General features: G+C 59.6%; 15 protein-coding genes and 1 pseudogene. 9 read left to right on the top strand and 7 right to left on the bottom strand.

Translation table 11 applies throughout. From position 1 onward, the window contains the following. The first annotated feature begins 35 nt into the window (after window positions 1-35). The 4 genes and pseudogenes from ACJ8PI_RS08925 (at window position 36) to ACJ8PI_RS08910 (ending at window position 3354) form a co-directional block, all read left to right on the top strand. Window positions 36-338 carry a hypothetical protein gene (locus ACJ8PI_RS08925; RefSeq protein ID WP_060427197.1) on the top strand — a complete coding sequence of 101 codons (303 nt, stop codon included), beginning with the start codon at window positions 36-38 and terminating at the stop codon, window positions 336-338. 41 nt (window positions 339-379) lie between these two features. Continuing rightward, window positions 380-460 (top strand): annotated as a pseudogene (locus ACJ8PI_RS08920) (tyrosine-type recombinase/integrase); the annotation flags it as partial. Further along, window positions 453-2705, top strand: a complete 2253-nt coding sequence (locus tag ACJ8PI_RS08915; RefSeq protein ID WP_406822916.1) for a VENN motif pre-toxin domain-containing protein — start codon at window positions 453-455, stop codon at window positions 2703-2705. The pseudogene ACJ8PI_RS08920 and the gene ACJ8PI_RS08915, both read left to right, overlap by 8 nt. A 421-nt stretch (window positions 2706-3126) precedes the next feature. Beyond that, a complete protein-coding gene (locus ACJ8PI_RS08910; RefSeq protein ID WP_164134180.1) occupies window positions 3127-3354 on the top strand; it encodes a hypothetical protein in 228 nt (75 codons plus the stop codon). A gap of 62 nt (window positions 3355-3416) precedes the next feature. Here the strand turns inward: ACJ8PI_RS08910 and ACJ8PI_RS08905 are convergent, their stop codons facing one another. Then, on the bottom strand, window positions 3417-5483 hold the full coding sequence (locus ACJ8PI_RS08905) for a carbon starvation CstA family protein (protein ID WP_033653036.1): 2067 nt from the start codon (window positions 5481-5483) through the stop codon (window positions 3417-3419). 385 nt (window positions 5484-5868) lie between these two features. Between ACJ8PI_RS08905 and ACJ8PI_RS08900 the strand changes: the two genes are divergently transcribed. Further along, window positions 5869-7032 carry a M20 aminoacylase family protein gene (locus ACJ8PI_RS08900; protein ID WP_047567227.1) on the top strand — a complete coding sequence of 388 codons (1164 nt, stop codon included), beginning with the start codon at window positions 5869-5871 and terminating at the stop codon, window positions 7030-7032. Window positions 7033-7062: 30 nt separating this feature from the next. Then, a complete protein-coding gene (locus tag ACJ8PI_RS08895) occupies window positions 7063-8373 on the top strand; it encodes an MFS transporter (protein WP_039565906.1) in 1311 nt (436 codons plus the stop codon). A 75-nt stretch (window positions 8374-8448) separates the two neighbouring features. Here the strand turns inward: ACJ8PI_RS08895 and ACJ8PI_RS08890 are convergent, their stop codons facing one another. Together ACJ8PI_RS08890 and gloA are read right to left on the bottom strand one after the other, a co-directional pair. Next, window positions 8449-10383, bottom strand: coding sequence for an exoribonuclease II (locus tag ACJ8PI_RS08890; RefSeq protein ID WP_041035307.1), 1935 nt, complete (start codon window positions 10381-10383; stop codon window positions 8449-8451). A 187-nt stretch (window positions 10384-10570) separates the two neighbouring features. After that, entirely contained in the window at window positions 10571-11098 is a 528-nt protein-coding gene (gene gloA / locus ACJ8PI_RS08885) for a lactoylglutathione lyase (RefSeq protein ID WP_004930603.1), read from the bottom strand. 99 nt (window positions 11099-11197) lie between these two features. Here gloA and ACJ8PI_RS08880 point away from each other — a divergent pair, with 99 nt between their 5' ends. After that, window positions 11198-12052, top strand: coding sequence for a LysR family transcriptional regulator (locus ACJ8PI_RS08880; protein WP_033648464.1), 855 nt, complete (start codon window positions 11198-11200; stop codon window positions 12050-12052). Window positions 12053-12067: 15 nt separating this feature from the next. Here ACJ8PI_RS08880 and ACJ8PI_RS08875 read toward each other — a convergent pair whose 3' ends face one another. After that, the gene (locus ACJ8PI_RS08875; protein ID WP_033634701.1) at window positions 12068-14374 is read right to left on the bottom strand and encodes an FdhF/YdeP family oxidoreductase; all 2307 of its coding nucleotides are present in this window, start codon (window positions 14372-14374) and stop codon (window positions 12068-12070) included. Between the two features lie 282 nt (window positions 14375-14656). On the opposite strand from ACJ8PI_RS08875, the gene dacD reads away from it, so the two are divergent. Next, the gene (gene dacD / locus ACJ8PI_RS08870) at window positions 14657-15826 is read left to right on the top strand and encodes a serine-type D-Ala-D-Ala carboxypeptidase DacD (RefSeq protein ID WP_164134181.1); all 1170 of its coding nucleotides are present in this window, start codon (window positions 14657-14659) and stop codon (window positions 15824-15826) included. A 64-nt stretch (window positions 15827-15890) separates the two neighbouring features. Continuing rightward, entirely contained in the window at window positions 15891-16796 is a 906-nt protein-coding gene (locus ACJ8PI_RS08865) for a LysR family transcriptional regulator (protein ID WP_033653045.1), read from the top strand. A gap of 88 nt (window positions 16797-16884) precedes the next feature. Here ACJ8PI_RS08865 and ACJ8PI_RS08860 read toward each other — a convergent pair whose 3' ends face one another. From ACJ8PI_RS08860 to sapF, 3 genes are all read right to left on the bottom strand, one after another. Further along, window positions 16885-17433 carry an inclusion body family protein gene (locus tag ACJ8PI_RS08860; RefSeq protein ID WP_033634697.1) on the bottom strand — a complete coding sequence of 183 codons (549 nt, stop codon included), beginning with the start codon at window positions 17431-17433 and terminating at the stop codon, window positions 16885-16887. Between the two features lie 467 nt (window positions 17434-17900). Continuing rightward, the gene (locus ACJ8PI_RS08855) at window positions 17901-19073 is read right to left on the bottom strand and encodes a CMD domain-containing protein (protein ID WP_164134182.1); all 1173 of its coding nucleotides are present in this window, start codon (window positions 19071-19073) and stop codon (window positions 17901-17903) included. Window positions 19074-19496: 423 nt separating this feature from the next. Continuing rightward, the gene (gene sapF, locus ACJ8PI_RS08850) at window positions 19497-20309 is read right to left on the bottom strand and encodes a putrescine export ABC transporter ATP-binding protein SapF (RefSeq protein WP_033648455.1); all 813 of its coding nucleotides are present in this window, start codon (window positions 20307-20309) and stop codon (window positions 19497-19499) included. Window position 20310 lies beyond the last annotated feature (1 nt).

Raw genomic sequence — 20310 nt, 5'->3', positions numbered from 1 at the left:
TACGAACGAATCTGGTAGAGTGGTCACGGTTAAATATGGCGATAAATGAGAAGAATGATATCTGTGAGTATGCGCTTCATTCATTAAGTGATGTCATTAGCTTTGCGAGGTTCGTCAGTTACGCAGAAGATTTGCCTCAGCTAAATGAGCTATTTGAAAATGAGCACAATAGAGATAATTATCAGAAAATATGGTTTGAACTAGAAATTATCAATGCACTTGCTCTGTCTGAATGGGAGAGTGAAGGCCGTCCCGCAGACTGGCAAACACGTTGGGAATCAGAATATAAACACGATGCTTCTGAACTACTGGATGAGTTATTAAAGACATTGAAGTAAGGTAGCGGGGCTCACGGCATCCCAATGCGGTGGTGCCGTGAGCGTCAGGCATCGACAAAGGGAGCTGCCATTTGTTCCGTCACGCGATGGCGACGCAGATACTGGAGAACGGACCTGCACTGGCATGAGAACGGCAACGGCCTGACCCATACCGAAACCACCCTGGATACCGGCAGTAATCTCAAGGTGACCAGCGGCCGCGACACCCGGCTTACCGGCGCGCAGGCCAGCGGAGAAAAAGTCACCGTCGACGTGGGCCGTGACCTTCGGCTTGAAAGCGAACAAGACAGCGACCGTTATGACGCCAGGCAGACCCAGATGAGCGGCGGGATCAGCGTGCCGATCGGCGCCGGCAGCGGCTCGGCGAATTTTAGCGCCAGTAAGGACAAACTGCACAGCAACTTCGACTCGGTAAAAGAGCAGACCGGGCTGTTTGCCGGCCAAGGCGGGTATGACGTCAAGGTCAAAGAACATACCCAGCTCGACGGCGCTGTGATTGCAAGCCAAGCTGATAAGGAGAAAAACCGCCTCGATACCGGCACGCTGGGCTGGACGGACATCCACAACCAGGCGGACTACAGCGCAACGCACAGCGGCGGCAGCTTCAGCACCGGCGGGCCGGTGGGCAAAGACCTGCTGACCAACATGGCCGGCGGCATGCTGTCGGGCGCCAACCACAGCGGGCATGCCGAGGGCACGACAAAGGCCGGGGTTAGCGAAGGTACGCTGATAGTTCGCGACAAAGACAAACAGCAGCAGGATGTGGCGCAGCTGAACCGGGATACCGAGCATGCCAACGACGGTAGCATCAGCCCGATATTCAACAAGGAGAAGGAGCAGAACCGGCTCAAACAGGCGCAGCTTATCGGCGAGATTGGCGGCCAGGCGATGGACGTCATCCGCACGCAGGGGGATATCGCCGGGCTGAAGGCACAGAAAGACCCGGCGGCGCTGGCGCAGGCCAGGGAGCAACTGGAGAAGAGCGGCAAACCGACGAACGATGCGGCGGTGATGCAGCGGGCATACGACAACGCGATGCGGCAATACGGCACTGGCAGCGACCTGCAGAAGGCGGCGCAGGCGGTAACGGGGGCGCTGACGGCGCTGGCGGGCAATAACCTGGCGGGTGCGCTGGCAAGCGGCGCCTCACCGTACCTGGCGACGGAAATCAAGAAGCGGGTCGGTGAAGACAACATCGCCGCCAATGCGATGGCGCATGCAGTGCTGGGCGCGGTGACCGCGCAGCTGAATAACCAGTCAGCCGCAGCAGGGGGGCTGGGTGCGGGCGGCGGTGAACTGGCGGCGCGCTACATTGCCGGCCAGCTGTTCCCGGGCAAAACGAAAGAGCAGCTGAGCGAAAGCGAGAAGCAGCAGGTGAGCGCGCTGAGCCAGTTGGCCGCAGGGCTTGCAGGCGGGCTGGCGACGGGAGATACTGCGGGAGCGGTGACCGGCGGGCAGGCTGGGAAGAATGCGGTGGAGAATAATTATCTGAGCAGTACAGAATCCAGATCACTTGATAAAGAACTCTCCGACTGTAAAGCATCCGGTGGTGACTGCAACGCAGTGGTTGAGAAATATCTCGACATCAGCAATAAGAACAGCAAAGAGTTGGCTGAGGCTTGTACCGGTGGTGGCGTAGCTTGCGTGACGTGGGAGGAGCTTATTCAAGGTGCTACAAATGTTGCCAATGATGCTCACTCATCACAGTTCCGGTTGGATGAAAAGCTGAAAGATCCTAATGCAGCGGCATTGGTGAATTATCTTAATGGTGCCGATCTTAAATTCCTGAAAGACAACATCACCACCGGTGATCGCTTGCTGTCAGTTATCAGCGATCCAACGTCTTGGCCCGTTGCGGTAATGGGGGGGAAAGCCATTATTACTAGTAGTGCAGGAGTCAAGGAACAATTAATAGCTGCGGGGGTATCAGGTGCTGCTAATACAGCCATCCAATATGGGACAAGCAAAACCGGCGAGGTCAAATTGTCTGATGTTATCGGTGCTGGAGTTATCGGCCTCATTACAGCCGGTAAAGGCTACAATCCAACAGTAACTTGGAATGCCGTAGGTGGCTATTATCAAGCGGAAATCAATGGTGATGATCCGCTCATGGGTGCCCTACTAAGTAAGACAGGGGCTTCTGTTGGTTATGTCGCTGGTAACCTTATCAAGGTACCGTTTGATAAAAAACTGAATCCAATATCAAAACAGTATGAATGGGTACCAACAGGAGTCTGGACTATCAGTAAGCCAGTTCCGCAAAACCCATTGCCTTCTATAGTAGGTAACGCAGGGGATTCTGTAGCTTCGGGGTTGTTTACAGAGGGAATGAATGAGGCTCTGAAAAATAAAAAGGAAAAGCCGTGATGAATAGTAAGTATAGGTCTGTTATTGCTTTGTTTTATTTATGCTCAAGCCTTTTTATTGTTTTGTTCATTATGGCTGTGTTATTCAGTCTCCTTGGTTACTGGGTTGGAGGTGGGGAGAACATACTGTCATTTTTTATCGCTAAGCTATTTACTTATTTCAAAATAGCTCTTGTTGGAATATTGATAGGATTACCAGTATGGTTTTTCTATTATCGTGACCTGTAGAAATAGAATAAGTTGAATAGTAAGAACCCCATCTAGTCTAGCTGGGATTCTTAAATCTAAGCCCTAAAAATCTCCACTTCTCGCCGTTACAACTGGGAGATATCGCCGGGCTGAAAGCGCATAAAGACCCGGCGGCGCTGGCGCAGGCCAGGGAGCAGCTTGAGAAGAACGGCAAACCGTTCCGCGAGGCGGACGTGTTGCAGCGGGCATACGACAACGCGATGCGGCAATACGGCACTGGCAGCGATCTGCAGAAGGCGGCGCAGGCGGTGACGGGGGCGCTGACGGCGCTGGCGGGCAATAACCTAGCGGGTGCGCTGGCGAGCGGCGCTTCGCCATACCTGGCGACGGAAATCAAGAAGCGGGTCGGTGAAGACAATATTCCTAGGGGCGACATCTTCAGACAAACTGTCGTCCGTTAACGGCCCAACCCCTTAAGCAGTGCGCTGCTCAAGAGGCCGGCCGTTTCTCCGAACGGCGAGACTCAGCCGCGGCCGGTCTCCTCCCGCAGCGCGGCGCTCACCTCATGCGTCGTCGGCTGTTCGGAGCGCAACGCCCGGCGGATCGCGAAGAAGGCGGCGATCAGCATGGTCACCGCCACCAGCATAAAGAACCCGCACAGCGCGGCGTTGATTTGGTTGCTGAATACGATGGTTTCCATGTCTTTCAGCGATTTGGCCGGCGCAATGATCGTGCCTTGCTCGATGCCGGTGGAAAATTTCTTCGCCTGCGCCAGGAAGCCGATGCTCGGTTTCTCATGGAAGATCTTCTGCCAGCCGGCGGTCATGGAGGTGACGAACAGCCAGGCGGTCGGCAGAATGGTGACCCAGGCGTAGCGCTGTTTTTTCATTTTGAACAGCACTACGGTGCCGAGGATCAGCGCCATTGACGCCAGCATCTGGTTGCCGATGCCGAACAGCGGCCACAGGGTATTGATGCCGCCAAGCGGATCGACCACGCCCTGATACACGAAGAAGCCCCAGCCGGCCACCGCCACCGTGGTGCCCGCCAGGTTGCCGAACCACGAACGGTTGTTGGCCAGTTGCGGCACCGCCACGCCCACCAGATCCTGCACCATAAAGCGGCAGGCGCGGGTGCCGGCGTCGACGGCGGTCAGAATGAACAGCGCTTCGAACAGAATGGCGAAGTGGTACCAGAAGGCCATCATCGCCCGGCTGTTGAACACCTCGCTGATGATGTGTGCCATGCCCACGGCGAAGGTCGGGGCGCCGCCGGCGCGCGACAGGATGGAGTTCTCACCCACCTCTTTGGCGATCAGCGCCAGCGTTTCCGGCGTGACGATAAAGCCCCAGCTGTTGATGACCTGCGAAGCATTTTCCACCGTGGTGCCGATCAGCGCCGCCGGCGAGTTCATGGCGAAGTAAACGCCCGGATCCAGCACCGAGGCGCAGATCAGCGCCATGATGGCGACGAAAGACTCCATCAGCATGGCGCCGTAACCGATAAAACGGATGTGGCTTTCGCGCTCCACCAGCTTGGGCGTAGTGCCGCTGGAGACCAGCGCGTGGAAGCCGGAAATGGCGCCGCAGGCGATGGTGATGAACAGGAACGGGAACAGGGCGCCGGCGAACACCGGGCCGCTGCCGTCGATGAAGCGCGAAACCGCCGGCATTTTCATCTCCGGCATGGCGAAGACGATGCCGATGGCCAGGCCGATGATGACGCCGATTTTCATAAAGGTGGAAAGGTAGTCGCGCGGCGCCAGCAGCAGCCACACCGGCAGCACCGAAGCGACGAAGCCGTAGATCACCAGCACCCAGGTCAGGGTGGTGCCGTGCAGCGTGAAGAACGGCCCCCAGTAGGGATCTTGCGCCACGTTGCCGCCGTAAATGATCGCCAGCAGCATCAGCACGAAGCCAATCACCGAAATTTCAGCGATCTTGCCCGGCCGGATAAAACGCATGTAGATGCCCATGAACAGCGCGATCGGGATGGTGGCGGCGATGGTGAACAGCCCCCACGGGCTGTCGGCCAGCGCTTTTACCACCACCAGCGCCAGCGCTGACAGGATGATGATCATCACCCCCAGCGCGCCGAGCATGGTGATCACCCCGGCGAAGGCGCCCAACTCTTGCTTGGCCATTTCCCCCAGCGAACGCCCGTCGCGGCGCGTGGAAATGAACAGCACCAGGAAATCCTGCACCGCGCCGGCCAGCATGACGCCGACCAGGATCCAGATGGTCCCCGGCAGGAAGCCCATCTGTGCGGCCAGAATCGGCCCCACCAGCGGCCCGGCGCCGGCGATGGCGGCGAAGTGGTGGCCGAACAGCACCCATTTGTTGGTGGGCACATAGTCCAGGCCGTCGTTGCGGCGTTCGGCCGGGGTCAGACGGCGATCGTCCAGTTCAAAGACCTTGTCGGCAATGAACCGGCTGTAGAAGCGGTAGGCGATGCTGTAGCAGGCGACGGCGGCGACCACCAGCCAGACGGCGTTGACGTGTTCGCCGCGGCTGAGCGCCAGCATGGCGAAGGCGAAGGCGCCGACCAACGCCACCAGCAGCCAGATAAGTCCGGACCTGATGTTTTTCATGAAACAACTCCTTGGCGTACAGAGGTAAAAATCGACGTTGTTATTTGGAATGACGTTTTAACAGTAGAAGTTTTGCCGCTGAACCGCGGCAGGTCGGATGAGAAATGTGAAGCAGGTGGGGTTTTAGTGTAAAAACAAAGTGATGAAACAGCGTTGGCGCAGGCTGCCGCCCACAGAATCCCGGGCAGTTATTCATTCTGCATTTTTGCGGCGCGTACAGCGAATCATTGTCGTTTTTTATCTGGATACGGCGTCTGGCGGATTATTATTTTATCTGTCGAGGCGAGCCGAAATAAAATTATTCATGCCGTGTTATACCTTTATTTTCACCCCCAGGTTTATTCATTCACCAAATAAATAATAAAATCACGAAAGGAATGTAATTATGATAAATAAAATCATCGAAGGGTATTTACCGCAGCTCACGGCTATTCGGCACGATATTCATCAGCACCCCGAATTGGGTTTCGAAGAGTTTCGCACCAGCGATCTGGTCGCGGATTATCTGAGTTCGTGGGGTTATGAGGTGCACCGCGGATTGGCGGGCACCGGCGTGGTGGGCACGCTGCGGGCGGGCGACGGCGTGAAAAGCCTCGGGCTGCGCGCCGATATGGATGCCTTGCCGATCGAGGAGAACACCGGCAAACCCTGGAGCAGCAGCGTGGCCAACCGCATGCACGCCTGCGGCCATGACGGCCATACCACCATGCTGCTCGGCGCCGCCCGTTACCTGGCGCATACGCGCAACTTCAACGGCACGCTGCACCTGATTTTCCAACCGGCGGAAGAGATGCTGAACGGCGGCGCGCGCATGGTGGAACAGGGGCTGTTCGAGCGCTTCCCCTGCGACGCCATCTTCGCCATGCACAACATGCCGGGCATGCCGCTCGGTGAGTTCTTTTTCCAGCATGGCCCGTTTATGGCCTCGATGGATCAGTTCAACGTGCGGGTGCAGGGGCGTGGCGGCCACGGCGCCATCCCGCAGCTGACGATCGATCCGGTGCTGGTGGCCTCGCATATCACCGTTTCCCTGCAGAGCATCGTCTCGCGCAATATCGATCCGCTGGAAGCGGCGGTGATCACCGTCGGCAGCATCAAGGCCGGTGAGGCGGCCAACGTGATCCCGGACAGCGCGGAGATGAAGCTCAGCGTGCGCTCGCTGGATCGCCAGGCGCGCGCAACCTTGCTGGCGCGCATTCCGGCGCTGATCGAGGCGCAGGCGGCAAGCTTCGGCGCTCACGCGGTGGTGGAACACGTTAACGGCACGCCGGTGCTGGTCAACGACGAAGGGATAACCCGTTTCGCCCACCGCGTGGCGGAACAGCAGTTCGGCGCCGCTCGCGCGCACTATGGCGCCCGGCCGCTGATGGGCAGCGAAGATTTCGCCTTCATGCTCGATGCGCACCCGCAGGGCTGTTACCTGATCATCGGCAACGGCGATGGCGAAGGCAGCTGCATGGTGCATAACCCGGGATATGACTTTAACGACGGCTGTCTGGCGGCCGGCAGCCATTATTGGGCAGCGTTGGCGGAAGCGTATTTAAAATAAACGCGAAAAATAATAACAGGGAAGATAATGATGAGTGAAAATACGGCTGAAACTCAAACGGCAATAATATCGGCTCCGAACGCCAGCGGCAAAAAGGTCATATTCGCCGCCTCTTTCGGTAATGCGCTGGAGTTTTTTGACTTCGGTATTTATAACTTCTTCGTTATTTACATCAGCGTATTGTTCTTTCCACCGTCCAGCGATCCGCATTTGGCATTGCTGTTGGCGTTCGCGACGTTTGGCGTCAGCTTCTTCATGCGGCCGCTGGGCGGCATTCTGATTGGCGCCTATGCCGATCGCTGTGGCCGCAAACCGGCGATGATCCTGACGATTTCCTTGATGAGCCTGGGCACGGCGATGATCGGCTTTGCGCCGACCTACGCCAGCGCCGGCTACTGGGGAACCGTCACCTTGGTAGCGGCGCGCCTGATCCAGGGCGTGGCGGCGGGCGGCGAAGTAGGGGCGTCGATGTCGTTGCTGGTGGAGTCCGCGCCGCCCAACCGGCGCGGCTTCTATTCCAGCTGGTCTTTGGCGACGCAGGGCATCGCCACCGTGGTTGGCGGCGTCACCGCGCTGGCGCTCAGCGCGGCCTTGCCGGTGCTTTCCGGCGAGCCGAACGCCATGGCCGAGTGGGGATGGCGTATTCCTTTCTTTATCGGCGTGGCGCTGGCGCCGCTCGGTTGCTGGCTGCGTCTCGGGCTGGAGAGCGATCGGCCGTCGGTGCCGCGGGCGCACGAGCCACCCGCGCAGTTGCGCAAGCACTCGCGGGCGGTGGTGCTCGGCGTGATGCTGACCATCGGCGCCACCGTCGCCACTTACATCTCGATGTATTATCTCGGCACCTACGCGGTGAAATACTTGGGGATGGCGCAGGCCTACGGCTATGCCGCGATGCTGCTGGCGGGGCTTGTCACCTTCGGCGGCAGCCTGCTGGTCGGGCACTGGTGCGATCGTTACGGCCGCCTGCCGCTGATCCGTTGGTCGCGGATCGCGATTCTGATCGTGGCCCTGCCGGCGTTTTGGTGGCTGAGCGCGGTGCCGCATCCGGCGGTGCTGTTGCTGATTGTCGCGCTGCTGGTCGGGTTGACCACGCTCGGTTCGGTGCCGACCATGCTGATGATTTCGGAGCTGTTCCCGCAGCGCATTCGCGCTTTGGGGTTTGCGTTGGTCTACAGCCTCGGGGTGGCGATCTTCGGCGGTTTTGCCCAGTACATCGCCTCGCAGTCGATCGCGCTGAGCGGCTCGCTGCTGGCGCCCGCCGTCTATTTGATGCTGGCGACGCTGGCTTCGCTGGCGGTACTGCCGCTGCTGCGCGAAACCGGCGGCGAGCCGCTGCGCTAGCCGGAATGAGGCGAAAAAAAACGCCGGCGGTTTTCACCGTCGGCGTTTGGCGCTGCTACCGTTTCAGGTTGGCGTTCAGGCCGCAGGGCGGGCGATCACGCTGCGGGTTTCCATGCGCACTTCGGCGATGGTGACCTGCAAGGTGTCGCTCTGGCGGTAAACCACTTCACCCTTGATCTGCACGGTGCCGGTTTCCTGGCTGCACTGCATCTCGTCGCGCACCGCGTGAATAAACGGCGCCGGAATGAAGGCAACCGCGCCGTTGTCCAGCAGGCGCACGCGCAGGCCGCCGCGGGTCACGTCGATGATCTCGGCGTTGAAGCGGGTATCGGTACCGGCCTTGTCCTGCAGGAAGCGAGCGTACAACCAGTCGCCGACGTCGCGCTCCGCCATGCGGTTGAGGCGGCGGCGCTCCGCCAGCTGTACCGTCACGTCATCCTGCGGTTTTTCCGCCGGCTGCTGGTTGATGATCGCCTTCAGCAGGCGATGGTTGACCATATCGCCGTACTTACGGATCGGCGATGTCCAGGTGGCGTAAGCCTCCAGCCCCAGACCGAAGTGTGGCCCCGGCGTGGTGCTGATCTCCGCGAAGGTCTGGAAGCGGCGGATGCGGCTGTCGAGGAACTGGGTCGGCTGCGCGTCCAGGTGGCGGCGCAGTTCGCAGAAACCGTCGAGGGTCAGCAGCTTGTCGGCTTCGGCTTCCACGCCGTTGGCCTGCAATACGGTGACCGCTTGCTCGACCAGCGCAGGATCGAAACCGGTGTGCACGTTGTACACGCCGAAGCCCAGGCGATCGCGCAGCACGATGGCGGCGCAGACGTTGGCGGCGATCATGCACTCTTCAACGATGCGGTTAGCGCTGCGGCGCTGCTCGGTAACGATCTCCAGCACGTCGCCTTTTTCACCCAGCACGAAGCGGTAGTCCGGGCGATCTTTAAACACCAGCGCATGCTGGTGGCGCCAGGCGTTGCGCGCGTCGCAAACGCGTTTCAGCAGGGCTACCTGCTGTGCGATGGCGTCGCTCGGCGGCTGCCAGCCGGCAATGCCTTCCAGCCAGTCGGACACTTCGTCGTATACCAGCTTGGCTTTGGATTCGATCTCGGCGGCGAAGAACTGAATATCTTCGCCCAGCGCGCCGTCGGCGGCGATGGTCACGCGGCAAGCCAGCACCTGGCGGCGCTCGTTAGGGCGCAGCGAGCACAGGTTGTCCGACAGATCGCGCGGCAACATCGGGATGTTGAAGCCAGGCAGGTAGTTGGTGAATGCGCGCACGCGGGCGATATCGTCCAGCTTGCTGCCTTGTTCGACGTAGGCGGTCGGATCGGCGATGGCGATGGTCAACTGCAGCGAACCGTCGCCGTTGTCGGTCACGTACAGCGCATCGTCCATGTCTTCGGTGCTGGCGCTGTCGATGGTGACGAATTCGAGCGAGGTCAGATCTTCACGCGCCGACGCGGCGGCCGGCTCGCTGAGAGCCAGCATCTCCGGCGCCTCTTTTTCCAGGTTGTGACGCGCCAGCGTCACCCACCACGGGGCGAAATGGTCTTCACCGTTGGTGATAAACTGGGTCAGATCGGCGTTGAAGCCGCGATCGCCTTTCAGCGGATGACGGCGCATTTCCGCCACCGCCCAGTCGCCGGCCTGGAAGTTGTGGGTCAATTCACGCACCGGGCGGCACGGAATCGCCTCTTTCAGCAACGGATGATCGGGCACGATGGACAGACGGTCGTCGCGCTTTTGCACGCGGCCGACAAAGCGCGACAGGAACGGCTCGACCAGGGATTCCGGCTCGGCGATTTCGCGCTCTTTCTCGGTGTGCAGGGTGGCGATAATGCGATCCCCGTGCATGACTTTCTTCATGTACGGCGGCGGAATGAAGTAACTTTTTTGACCGTCTACTTCAAGAAAGCCAAAGCCTTTCTCAGTCCCTTTCACGACGCCTTCAACGCGCGGGGTTTGAGAGTGAAGTTGCTGTTTAAGCTGCGCCAGCAGCGGGTTATCTTGAAACATATCGTCCAGTGAATGGGTTGTGAGTGGCAAGATTTGCGGCTGACAGTTTTACGCGAATCACCCGCTGCGAGCAAGCCTAACGTCACTGAACCCCGCGTTGCCGCGCGATTTTGCGCAAGATTGGTCAATCGAAACGCTATCGATGAAAAACCCCGGCGCGAGGGCCGGGGTGGAGGGCGGGTGACCGTCAGTCTTGCAGCGGCGTCGGCTGCAGGATTTCAATCCAGTAATCGTCCGGATCGCGAATGAACGCCACGTAGTTCATACGGCCTTCATGCAGGCGCTTTTGGAAGGTGACGCCGAGGCGCTCAAACCGCTCGCAGGCGGCGCGCACGTCCGGCACCGTGACGCACAGGTGGCCAAAGCCGCGCGGCTCGCCGTTGCCGTTGTGATAGTGGAAATCCGCCTGATTTTCGGTGCCGTGGTTATGGGTCAGCTCGAGAATGCCCGGCTGGCTCAGCGCCCAGCGCTTGCGCTCGTCGTCATCCTGCGGGATTTGCTCGCGCGGGCTGCGCGTCAGGTAGCAGATGGTGAAGGCGGCTTCTTCGAACGTTTCCAGATAAACCGGGGTAAAGCCCAGCACGCGGGTGTAGAAATCCAGCGCCTTGGTCAGATCCTTCACGCGGATCATGGTGTGGTTGAACACGTAACCGTCGGTTACCGCATCCGGTTGGGCCGCCACGCCGGGCAGCGTCAGTAGGTCATTCAGTGGCATCAGAGATCCTCCTCAGGGTGTCGGCAGACTGTAGGTGAAATCGATGCTAATCTAAAGTGATTGTTTTTAACTAAAACGCTAACTAAAAGTGAATGATAGATGAAGCTGAGCCAGCTGAAGTTTTTCTGCACCGTGGTGGAACATAAAACCATCGCCGCCGCCGCGCGTGAGCTGCACTGCGTGCCTTCCAACGTCACGCTGCGGCTGCGCGAGCTGGAGGAGTCGCTGGGCGGCGAGCTGTTTTTCCGCGACAAGAACCGGCTGTACGTCAATCCCAAAGGGCGGCTGTTCTACCAGCAGGCGCGCGACATTGTGGCGCAGGCGGAGCGCAGCAAGCAGCTGTTCGCCGGCGAGCACCAACATGGGCTGCTGAACCTCGGGGCGCTGGATTTCTCGCTGGTCAGCCATTTGCCGGCGCGCATTGCCCGGCTGCGCCGTTTACAGCCTCATCTGCACATCAACGTGCTGAGCCGCGACTCGCTGGTGCTGGAACGCATGTTGATCGACAGCGATCTCGATCTGGCGATCACCGACGGCCCGATAGAACATCCGCTGCTGGCCAGCCAAAAGGCATTCGACGAACGGCTGGTATTGCTGATGCCGGCCGATGCCGGGGAACCCGACGCCGCCACGCTGGCGCCGCTGGAGTTTTACACCTTCAGCCGCGAATGTTCGTTTCGCCTGAAGGTCGATCACTGGCTGGCCTCGCGCGGGCTGAAACCGCGCATGACGCTGGAAATGGAGTCTTATGCCGCGATGGCGGCCTGCGTGCAGGCCGGTTGTGGCGTCGCCTGCGTACCCGGTTCGTTGCTGCCGCTGATCTTGCCGGCGCCGGGGCTGAAGGTGGTGGAAATGGGTGAGGAGGGGGTGAGCGACCTGTATTTCGTCTGGCGACGGCATCAGCTGTCCGACGAGTTGCAGACCATCCTGGCGATATTGGCGCGCCCGGGGTGAACCGGGCGCGCGTTTTCAGGCGATGCGCAGCGAAGGTTGCTGTTCGCTGCGGCGGATCACCACCGGAATCGACTTCGAAGTCGGCGTGCCGGTACCGTCGCCGAAGCTGGCCAGCGGCACCAGCGGGTTGGTTTCCGGGTAGTAGGCCGCCAGGTTGCCACGCGGAATGTCGTAACTCACCAGCTTGAACCCGTCCACTTTACGCACCACGCCATCGTTCCACAGGGTTTCAATCTCTACCCGTTCGCCATCCTGCAGGCCCAGCGCCGCCAGATCCTCCGGATGGATGAACAACACTTCGCGTTGGCCGTAAACGCCGCGATAACGGTCATCCAGACCATAGATGGTGGTGTTGTACTGATCGTGCGAGCGCAGCGTCTGCAGGGTAAACGGCGCTTGCTCGCCGCCCAGCTGCGGGAACAGGGTGGTCGGCAGCGCGGCGGCGCTGAATTCTGCCTTGCCGCTTGGCGTGGCGAAGCGCAGTTCGGCGGCGGCATTGCCCAGGTAGAAACCGCCGGGCTGGTCGCAGCGCCGGTTGAAATCCTCAAAGCCGGGAATGGTGGCGGCGATATGATCGCGGATCAGCGAGTAGTCGTCGGCCAGTTCCAGCCAGTCCAACTGCTGGGTGCCCAGCACCGCGTCGGCGATGCCGCAGACGATCGCCGTCTCCGAACGTTGGGTCTCCGCCAGCGGTTTGCCGATGCCTTCCGAGGCGTGCACCATGCTGAACGAATCCTCGACCGTAATGTACTGCGAGCCGCTGGCCTGCATGTCCAGTTCGGTGCGGCCGAGCGTCGGCAGGATCAGCGCGTCTTTGCCGGTCACCAGATGGCTGCGGTTAAGCTTGGTGCTGATATGCACCGTCAAATCGCAGTTGCGCAGGGCGCGGGCGGTGCGCTCGGTGTCCGGCGCCGCGGCGGCCAGGTTGCCGCCCAGCGCGATCAGCACTTTCACTTCGCCGCGCAGCATCGCTTCGATCGCTTCCACCGTGTTGTGGCCCAGCGCGCGGTTGGCGGTAAAGTTAAAGTGGCGCTCCAGGCTGTCGAGCAGCGCTTTGGGCGACTTCTCGTCGATCCCCATGGTGCGGTTACCCTGGACGTTGCTGTGGCCGCGCACCGGGCACAGGCCGGCGCCCGGTTTGCCCAGTTGCCCGAACAGCAGCTGCAGGTTGGTGATTTCGCGCACTGTCGCAATGGAGTGTTTATGCTGCGTCACGCCCATCGCCCAGGTGCAGATCACCCGTTCGGCGCCCTGATAGGTGGCCGCCGCCTGGCGCAGCTGCGCCTCGCTCAGGCCCGACTGCGCGGTAATGGTCTGCCACTCGGTGGCGTCCACCTGCGCCAGATAAGCCTCCACGCCGACGCTGTGCCGTTCGATAAACGCCAGGTCGAACAGGGCGGGCTCGCCGGCGGCCAGACGCTGGCGGTGGGTTTCCAGCAGGGCTTTCACCATGCCGCGCACCGCCGCCATATCACCGCCCAGATTCGGTTGGTAATAGGAAGAGCTGATCGGCGAGGATTTTGGCGTCAGCATCTGTACCGGATCCTGCGGATCGGCGAACCTTTCCAGCCCACGTTCGCGCAGGGTATTGAAGCTGACGATGCGCGCGCCGCGTCGGGCGGCGTTTTTCAGGCTGTGCAGCATGCGCGGGTGGTTGGTGCCGGGGTTTTGACCGAACACGAAGATGGCATCGGCCTTTTCGAAGTCATCGATGCGGATGGTGCCTTTGCCGACGCCGATGCTCTGCTTCAGCCCAACGCCGCTCGCCTCGTGGCACATATTGGAACAGTCGGGGAAATTGCTGGTGCCGAGCATGCGGCCGAACAGCTGATAAAGGTACGACGCTTCGTTGCTGGCGCGGCCCGAAGTATACAGCTCGATCTGGTTCGGGTTGTCCATGCCGTTGATGTGCTTGGCGATCAGCGCCAGCGCGTCCGGCCAATGGATAGGCTCATAGTGGTCGGTTTCGGCGTTGTAGCGCATCGGATGGGTGAGGCGCCCCTGATACTCGAGGAAATAGTCGCTTTGCTGCTGCAGGGTGCTGACGCTGTGGGCGGCGAAGAACTCTGGCTCGACGGCGCTGCGCGTCGCTTCCCAACTGACCGCTTTGGCGCCGTTTTCGCAGAAGCTGAAGGTGCTGTGGTTGTCGTCGCCCCAGGCGCAGCCTGGGCAGTCGAAGCCGCGAGCCTTGTTGACGCGCATCAGGTTGCGCATGTTTTTGAGCGTTTGTTTACTGTCGAGGACAAAGCGGGTGGTGGCTTCAAGCGAACCCCAGCCGCCCGCCGGGCCGGTGTAAGGCTTGATTGACGGTTTAAATTTCATGATGACACTTCGCAGGTGGTTGTAGCTAAAAAGTAAACGCTTTTTTATGCGTCTTGCGTATTTATGTCACAAGTTTAGGGGGGCTGCCGGGTGGCGTCTAATCGAATGGGGCAATGGCGGCATAGAGCTTATCTATCGCAGGCGGGCGATGACGTAAACAAATGGTTGCATAAAGACACCCGCTGCAAAAGAGTAATGGTTTCGTCTGAAAGTGAATTCATGCAGTCTATCTCGCGGATTATATTGGTATTTTATTCAGCCTGCGGGCCTGAGGAACACAGCGTGAAGCGTTCAGTATCAGTGGTGATCGGCGGTATATTACTGCCTTTAGCGGCGCAGGCGGCGGGAACGACGCCCCATTTTCCCAACATGACCCCGCCGGCGATAGACGCCGCCTCTTACGTTTTGATGGATTACACCACCGGCCAGGTGTTGGCTGCCGGCAATGCCGATGAACGGCGCAACCCGGCCAGCCTGACCAAACTCATGACCGGGTTGGTGATCGACCACGCGCTTGACCAGCACAAGATTGGTCTTGACGATGTCGTCACCGTGGGGAAAGACGCCTGGGCGCAGGGCAACCCGGTGTTCAAGGGGTCTTCGTTGATGTTCCTGAAACCCGGTGACAGGGTCACGGTACGCGATCTCAGCCGCGGCATTATCATCGATTCCGGCAACGACGCCTGCGTGGCGATGGCGGACTATGTGGCGGGCAGCCAGGCCAACTTCGTCAAGCTGATGAACGAGAAGAGCGCGCAGCTGGGCCTGCAGAACACCCATTTCGAAACGGTACACGGGCTGGATGCGCCGGGGCAGTTCACCACCGCCGGCGATCTGGCGGTGATTGCGCGTGCCATTATCATGAGTGAACCGGCGGAATATCATATGTACAGCGAGAAGTCGCTGACCTGGAACGGTATCACGCAGCAGAACCGCAATGGACTGCTGTGGGATAAGACGCTGCACGTCGATGGGCTGAAAACCGGGCACACCGCCTCGGCCGGCTTCAACATCATCGCCTCCGCCACCGAAGGGGATCGCCGCCTGATCGCCGTGGTGATGGGCGGCAAAAGCGCTAAGGGGCGTGAGGAGCAGGCGCGTAAGCTGTTGACCTGGGGGCTGCGCGACTTTACCACCGTACATCTGTTCAGCGCCGGGCAGAGCCTGGGGGAAGAGCCGGTCTGGTACGGCGAGGATCACCGCTTGCCGGTCGGCAGCGCGCAGAACCAGTCGCTCAGCCTGCCAAAAAACGAAGCGGACAAGCTGAAGGCGCAGTACGTGATCACTGCCGCGCGGCTGGAAGCGCCGATAGGCAAAGGGCAGACCGTCGGCGAGATCCGCATCAGCGACAATGGCCAGGTGGTGAAAACCCTGCCGCTGGTGGCGCTGCAGGCGGTGCCGCAGGGCGGCGTGTTCTCTCGCCTGGCGGATTACGTGAAGCTGAAGCTCTGACTCACCGGGCGGGCGAAGGCGCCCGGTGGTATACTGATGCGACTGCCGATCATTGAGCCGCGCTATGGATATTAAACAACTGATTTATTTGTGTAATTTAGAACGGGAACGCCACTTCGGCCGGGCGGCGGAAGCCAGCTTCGTCAGCCAGCCAACGCTATCCATGCGATTGAAAAATCTGGAAAAAGAGCTGGGCGTTTCGCTGATTAACCGCGGCAACCATTTCGGCGGTTTTACCGCCGAAGGCGAGCGGGTGCTGGCGTGGGCGCGTGAGATCGTCTCGGTCTACCAGGGGCTGAAGCTGGAGGTGGAGTCGCTCAAGCACGGCTTGCACGGCACGCTGCGCCTTGGCGTGGTGCCGCAGTGCAGTATCTCGGTATCGGAAATGCTCAAGGCGGTCAGCGCGCGTTACCCGCATCTCGATTACCGGCTGGCGGTGCTGAGCGCCGATCAGCTGCTGGAGGCGCTGACGGCGCATACCGTTGACATCGGCATCGGCTTTTTCGAGCTGTCGACCTTAAAGGAGCTGCATTTCCAATCGCAACCGCTGGTGGAAACCGGCGTCGAGCTGGTATTTCATCCGCAACACTTCCCGAAGCTGGTGGGCGATACGCCGTTGCCGCTGGAAGCGGTGGCCGCTTTGCCGCTGTGCCTGGCCGAGCCGACGCGTTATTTCCGCCGCTATCTCGATCAACACTTCCGCGACGCCGGGTTGACGCTGCACACGCGGCTGGAAACTGCCTCGATCTTCCAACTGCTGGAGGGAATTTTCGTCGGCCTGGGCTGCGGGCTGTTCCCGCGCGGCCAGCTGCAATCGCCGCTGATGCCGGCGTTGCAGCGGCGCCCGGTGGCCATCGGCGCCATGCCGCGTCATGCGGCGGTGGTGGTCGATATGGCGGAGCGCGCCACGCCGTTGGCGCAAAAATTCTTCGACGCCGCCAGCGAGTGGCTGCGTCGGCAAAATGAATAGAGACGTTTAAGTTTACCCGATGTTTCCGCAACGATTATGGCCCCGTGGGGCCATAATCATGTGGTGCCTAACGGTCGACGGAATAAGGTTAATTGCTGATGGTAATGGTCGGATCCCAATAGAAATAACCCAGTAATTTCTGATCGCCGCCGTTTGGCCGATAATAAAGGCCAAATTGGATGCAATAATTTTCCGTGCCGGTATTGCTGATGTCCGCCTGGATGAACCAATAGGTTTGGTTGGTGAAGGTAACGGGGAACACGGTATTTTGCGCCGGCATCATCGAGCTGCGGGTGTACATTTTGAAGGTCGGGTTGGAAAAGACCTGGGTGCCGCTGCCGAACTGCGGCAGCCCGTAGATCAGCACGCCGGCGTCGAAATTGGCGGATTCTGAGGTGCCGGTCCAGCGAATGACGTCGCCGACATTGGCTTTAAAGTTCAGGTCCGCCGTACCGGAACCGCCGATCACCTGTTCGGAGGTGACGACCATATAAGCGTATTGATGGCCGATACCTGTTGGGTTGCCGGAGTCCTGACTGGGGTTGTTATTCTCGAATGCTTCTATCAGAGCATCGGTATCGATGACGACAATCACGTTAACGATACTGTTGCTGGATTTAAGTTCTTGCTCAGACATGGGGTTACCTCACAATATTTTTTTGCTGTGATGGAAAATCAAAAAATAATGGGGTTGACGGCGAGCGTTTATTTTTAGTGAATATTTGAAATGGAAATCACAACGTCGCTATCGGCTTAATCATAGAAACTAAACAGCAAGGCCACCACTGCTGAAAAGTTAGAGGCGTTAATGTGTTCCTCTATTAATTAGCAGGGTTAAAACCTTGTTTTACTGCTTCTGCGATGAGAACGGTTACATAATTGAGCGAGGGCGCAATCTTTCTATTGCTTTGTTTGCAGACATAATTTTGACGAGTCGTTATTTTCGCGAACGGCAGGAAAAAACGAATCATAATTCTGACAAATATTATTTTTTCGGATTTATACTTTATCAGTTCATCTTTTGCTGAAGTTTTTAGCCAAAATAGACCAAAGAGAGTTAACGGCGAAATTAGCCGTCAACTCAGTGATAGGTCATTGCGCCGGCTATGCCGGCTCTGCATCGCCCAGCGTTTGGCGCAGGCGGTTTTCCCAGGCGTAGAGCGCGGCGGTGAGGATCACTTCCAGCGCCTGCGCCTGATTCAGGCCGCTGTTGAACAACGGCTGCACGCTCTGCGGGGTGAATTTCTCCGGAGCGCGCGTCAGCTCGGCGGCGGTGTGGATCACCGCGCGTTTGACGGCATCCTCGGTAAAAGCCAGCCCCTGAGGCAGCCCGGCGAACAGCGCCTGGGCCAGCCCGTCGTCCTGTAGCTCTTGCGCCACCGTAGCCGCGCAGTAGCGGCTGCCGTTGATGCGCGAGACCACCAGAGTCGCCAGCGCTTTCAATCGGCTCGATAACCCATATCCTTCGGCATTGATGCCGTTAAACACGCCGTTACGCTCGCGCAGCGCGGCGGCATCGTGCGCCAACAGCAAATAATAAGATTCGGCGCGCGCCTGCGGGTGGCTCTGATCCAGCACGTCAAGCTGTTCGGCGGCGGCGGCTTCCGTGTCGATTGTCGGCAGACGCGCAGTCCAGCTCAACTCGTCGGCGCTGAAAGCGACGCCATCGGCGTCTTCGACGTTCGGGAAGCCGGGCACCACCACCGCCGGGCGGCCGGCTAACGCCGCGACGCCCGCCACTACGCGCGCCTGATAGCTGACAAAACCGATCGTCTGAGAGAAGGTTACGATATCTGCCGGGCTCAGCCCGACGTCGCCGAGCTGTTGCAGCGCCCTGCGGCAAATCAGCGTGGGCTGGCTGGCGAGCTGGCGGGCATATTGGGTGATCTGGGCAAGGCGGATATTGCTTTCTCGGGAGGCGTCCGGGCTGTGCAGCGGGGCGAGGCGGGCGGCGTAGTGGCTACAAAGCGATTGCACGCCCGTCACCTGAGCGACGGTCAACGCGGTGCTGAGGCGATCGTAGGGTGACAATGTCACGTATCGTGACAGCGACACCTGGTCGGGAAACAGCGCGTGGTAACCGGCCAGCGAGGCGTTGAATACCCCGGCGCGGGCGCTGAGCGCAGCATTTAGCGCTTCGTCGGCGAAGGCGCCCAGCCCCAGCAGAAAACGATCGCGCAGGGTGGCCGCCTGCGGCTCCAGCGGCGCATCGCCCCGTACGCTGCTTTGGGTTTCGTGATACCACTGGGCATTATGTTGTCGACGGAGTCGTTCCATAGGGTCAATCCTTAATCATGAGCAACAGCCACCGGTGCGTGCGGCAGCGGCGGCTGGACAAAGAGTCAACATGCCCGCAGGCGGGGCGAAGGCGGATTCAGCGCAGCTCATCGCAGCACAGCGCGTGGCCGTAAACAGAGAAACCGGCGGCCAGCGTAAGCAGAAACTGCGAGAGGCGGCGATGGCGAAGGCTGTTCATCAGTGCGATATCCTGTCGTATGAGAGGCTCAACGTAGGGGATATCCTCACCGATCGCCCTGGCGAGATAAAATAATGTTACGGACTAATCAATAACTGAAAGGAATAAAATATAAGGATATATAACAAGAATGTAATTTGTATTTGCGTTTTCTGGCGTAGCGGCAGGCGCGTGCGGCAATAAAAAACCCGCCGCAGCGGGTTTATTGCAGGCCAGGACGGGGCTCAAAAACGGCCGCCGTCGCGCCGCCAGGCGTCGGCGGTCAGCGCCTCGCCGAAATGGCTGGCGATAAGGCGCTTGGTCAATTCGTGCAGCGGCGCCGCCAACACCTCGGCGGTGCTGCCGCGTTCGACGATTTCTCCTTCGTGCATCACCAACACCTGGTCGCTGATATGCTTCATCATGCCGAGGTGCTGAGTGACATAGATATAGGAAATACCGTGTTTTTCCTGCAGTTCCAGCATCAGGTTGATGATTTGCGAGCGCATCGACATGTCCAGCGAGGCCAGCGCCTCATCGGCGACGATCACCTTCGGCTGCAGGATCAGCGCACGCGCCAATGCGACGCGCTGTTTCTGCCCGGAAGCCAGCATGTGCGGATAGTAGTAGGCGTGATCCGGCAGCATGCCGACCTGGCGCAGCGTTTGGTTGATGCGCTGCTCGCGTTCGGCGGGTTCCAGACTGGTGTTCAGCCGCAGCGGCGCGTCCAGCAGCTGGCCGATGCGCTGGCGCGGGTTGAGCGAGGTGCTCGGATCCTGAAAAATCATGCGAATGCGCTGGCTGCGATAGCGATAATCGCCGAATTCCAGCGGATGATCGTCGATCAGCAGTTCGCCGGCGGTCGGTTCCACCATGCCGGAGAGCATCTTCGCCAGCGTGGATTTGCCGGAGCCGTTCTCGCCGATCACCGCCAGCGTCTGGCCTTCGCGCAGGGTAAAGCTGACGGATTTCACCGCCTCGACGTGCTGACGGCGGAACAGCCCGGTGCGGTAGCGGTAGGTTTTGCTCAGGTTGCGCACTTCCAACAGCGTTTCCATG

The sequence above is a fragment of the Serratia sp. CY82433 genome (assembly GCF_052166535.1).
GTDB lineage: Bacteria > Pseudomonadota > Gammaproteobacteria > Enterobacterales > Enterobacteriaceae > Serratia > Serratia sarumanii.
Note: the sequence above shows the minus strand (reverse complement) of the source record. Positions and strands in the feature narration are given on the sequence as shown.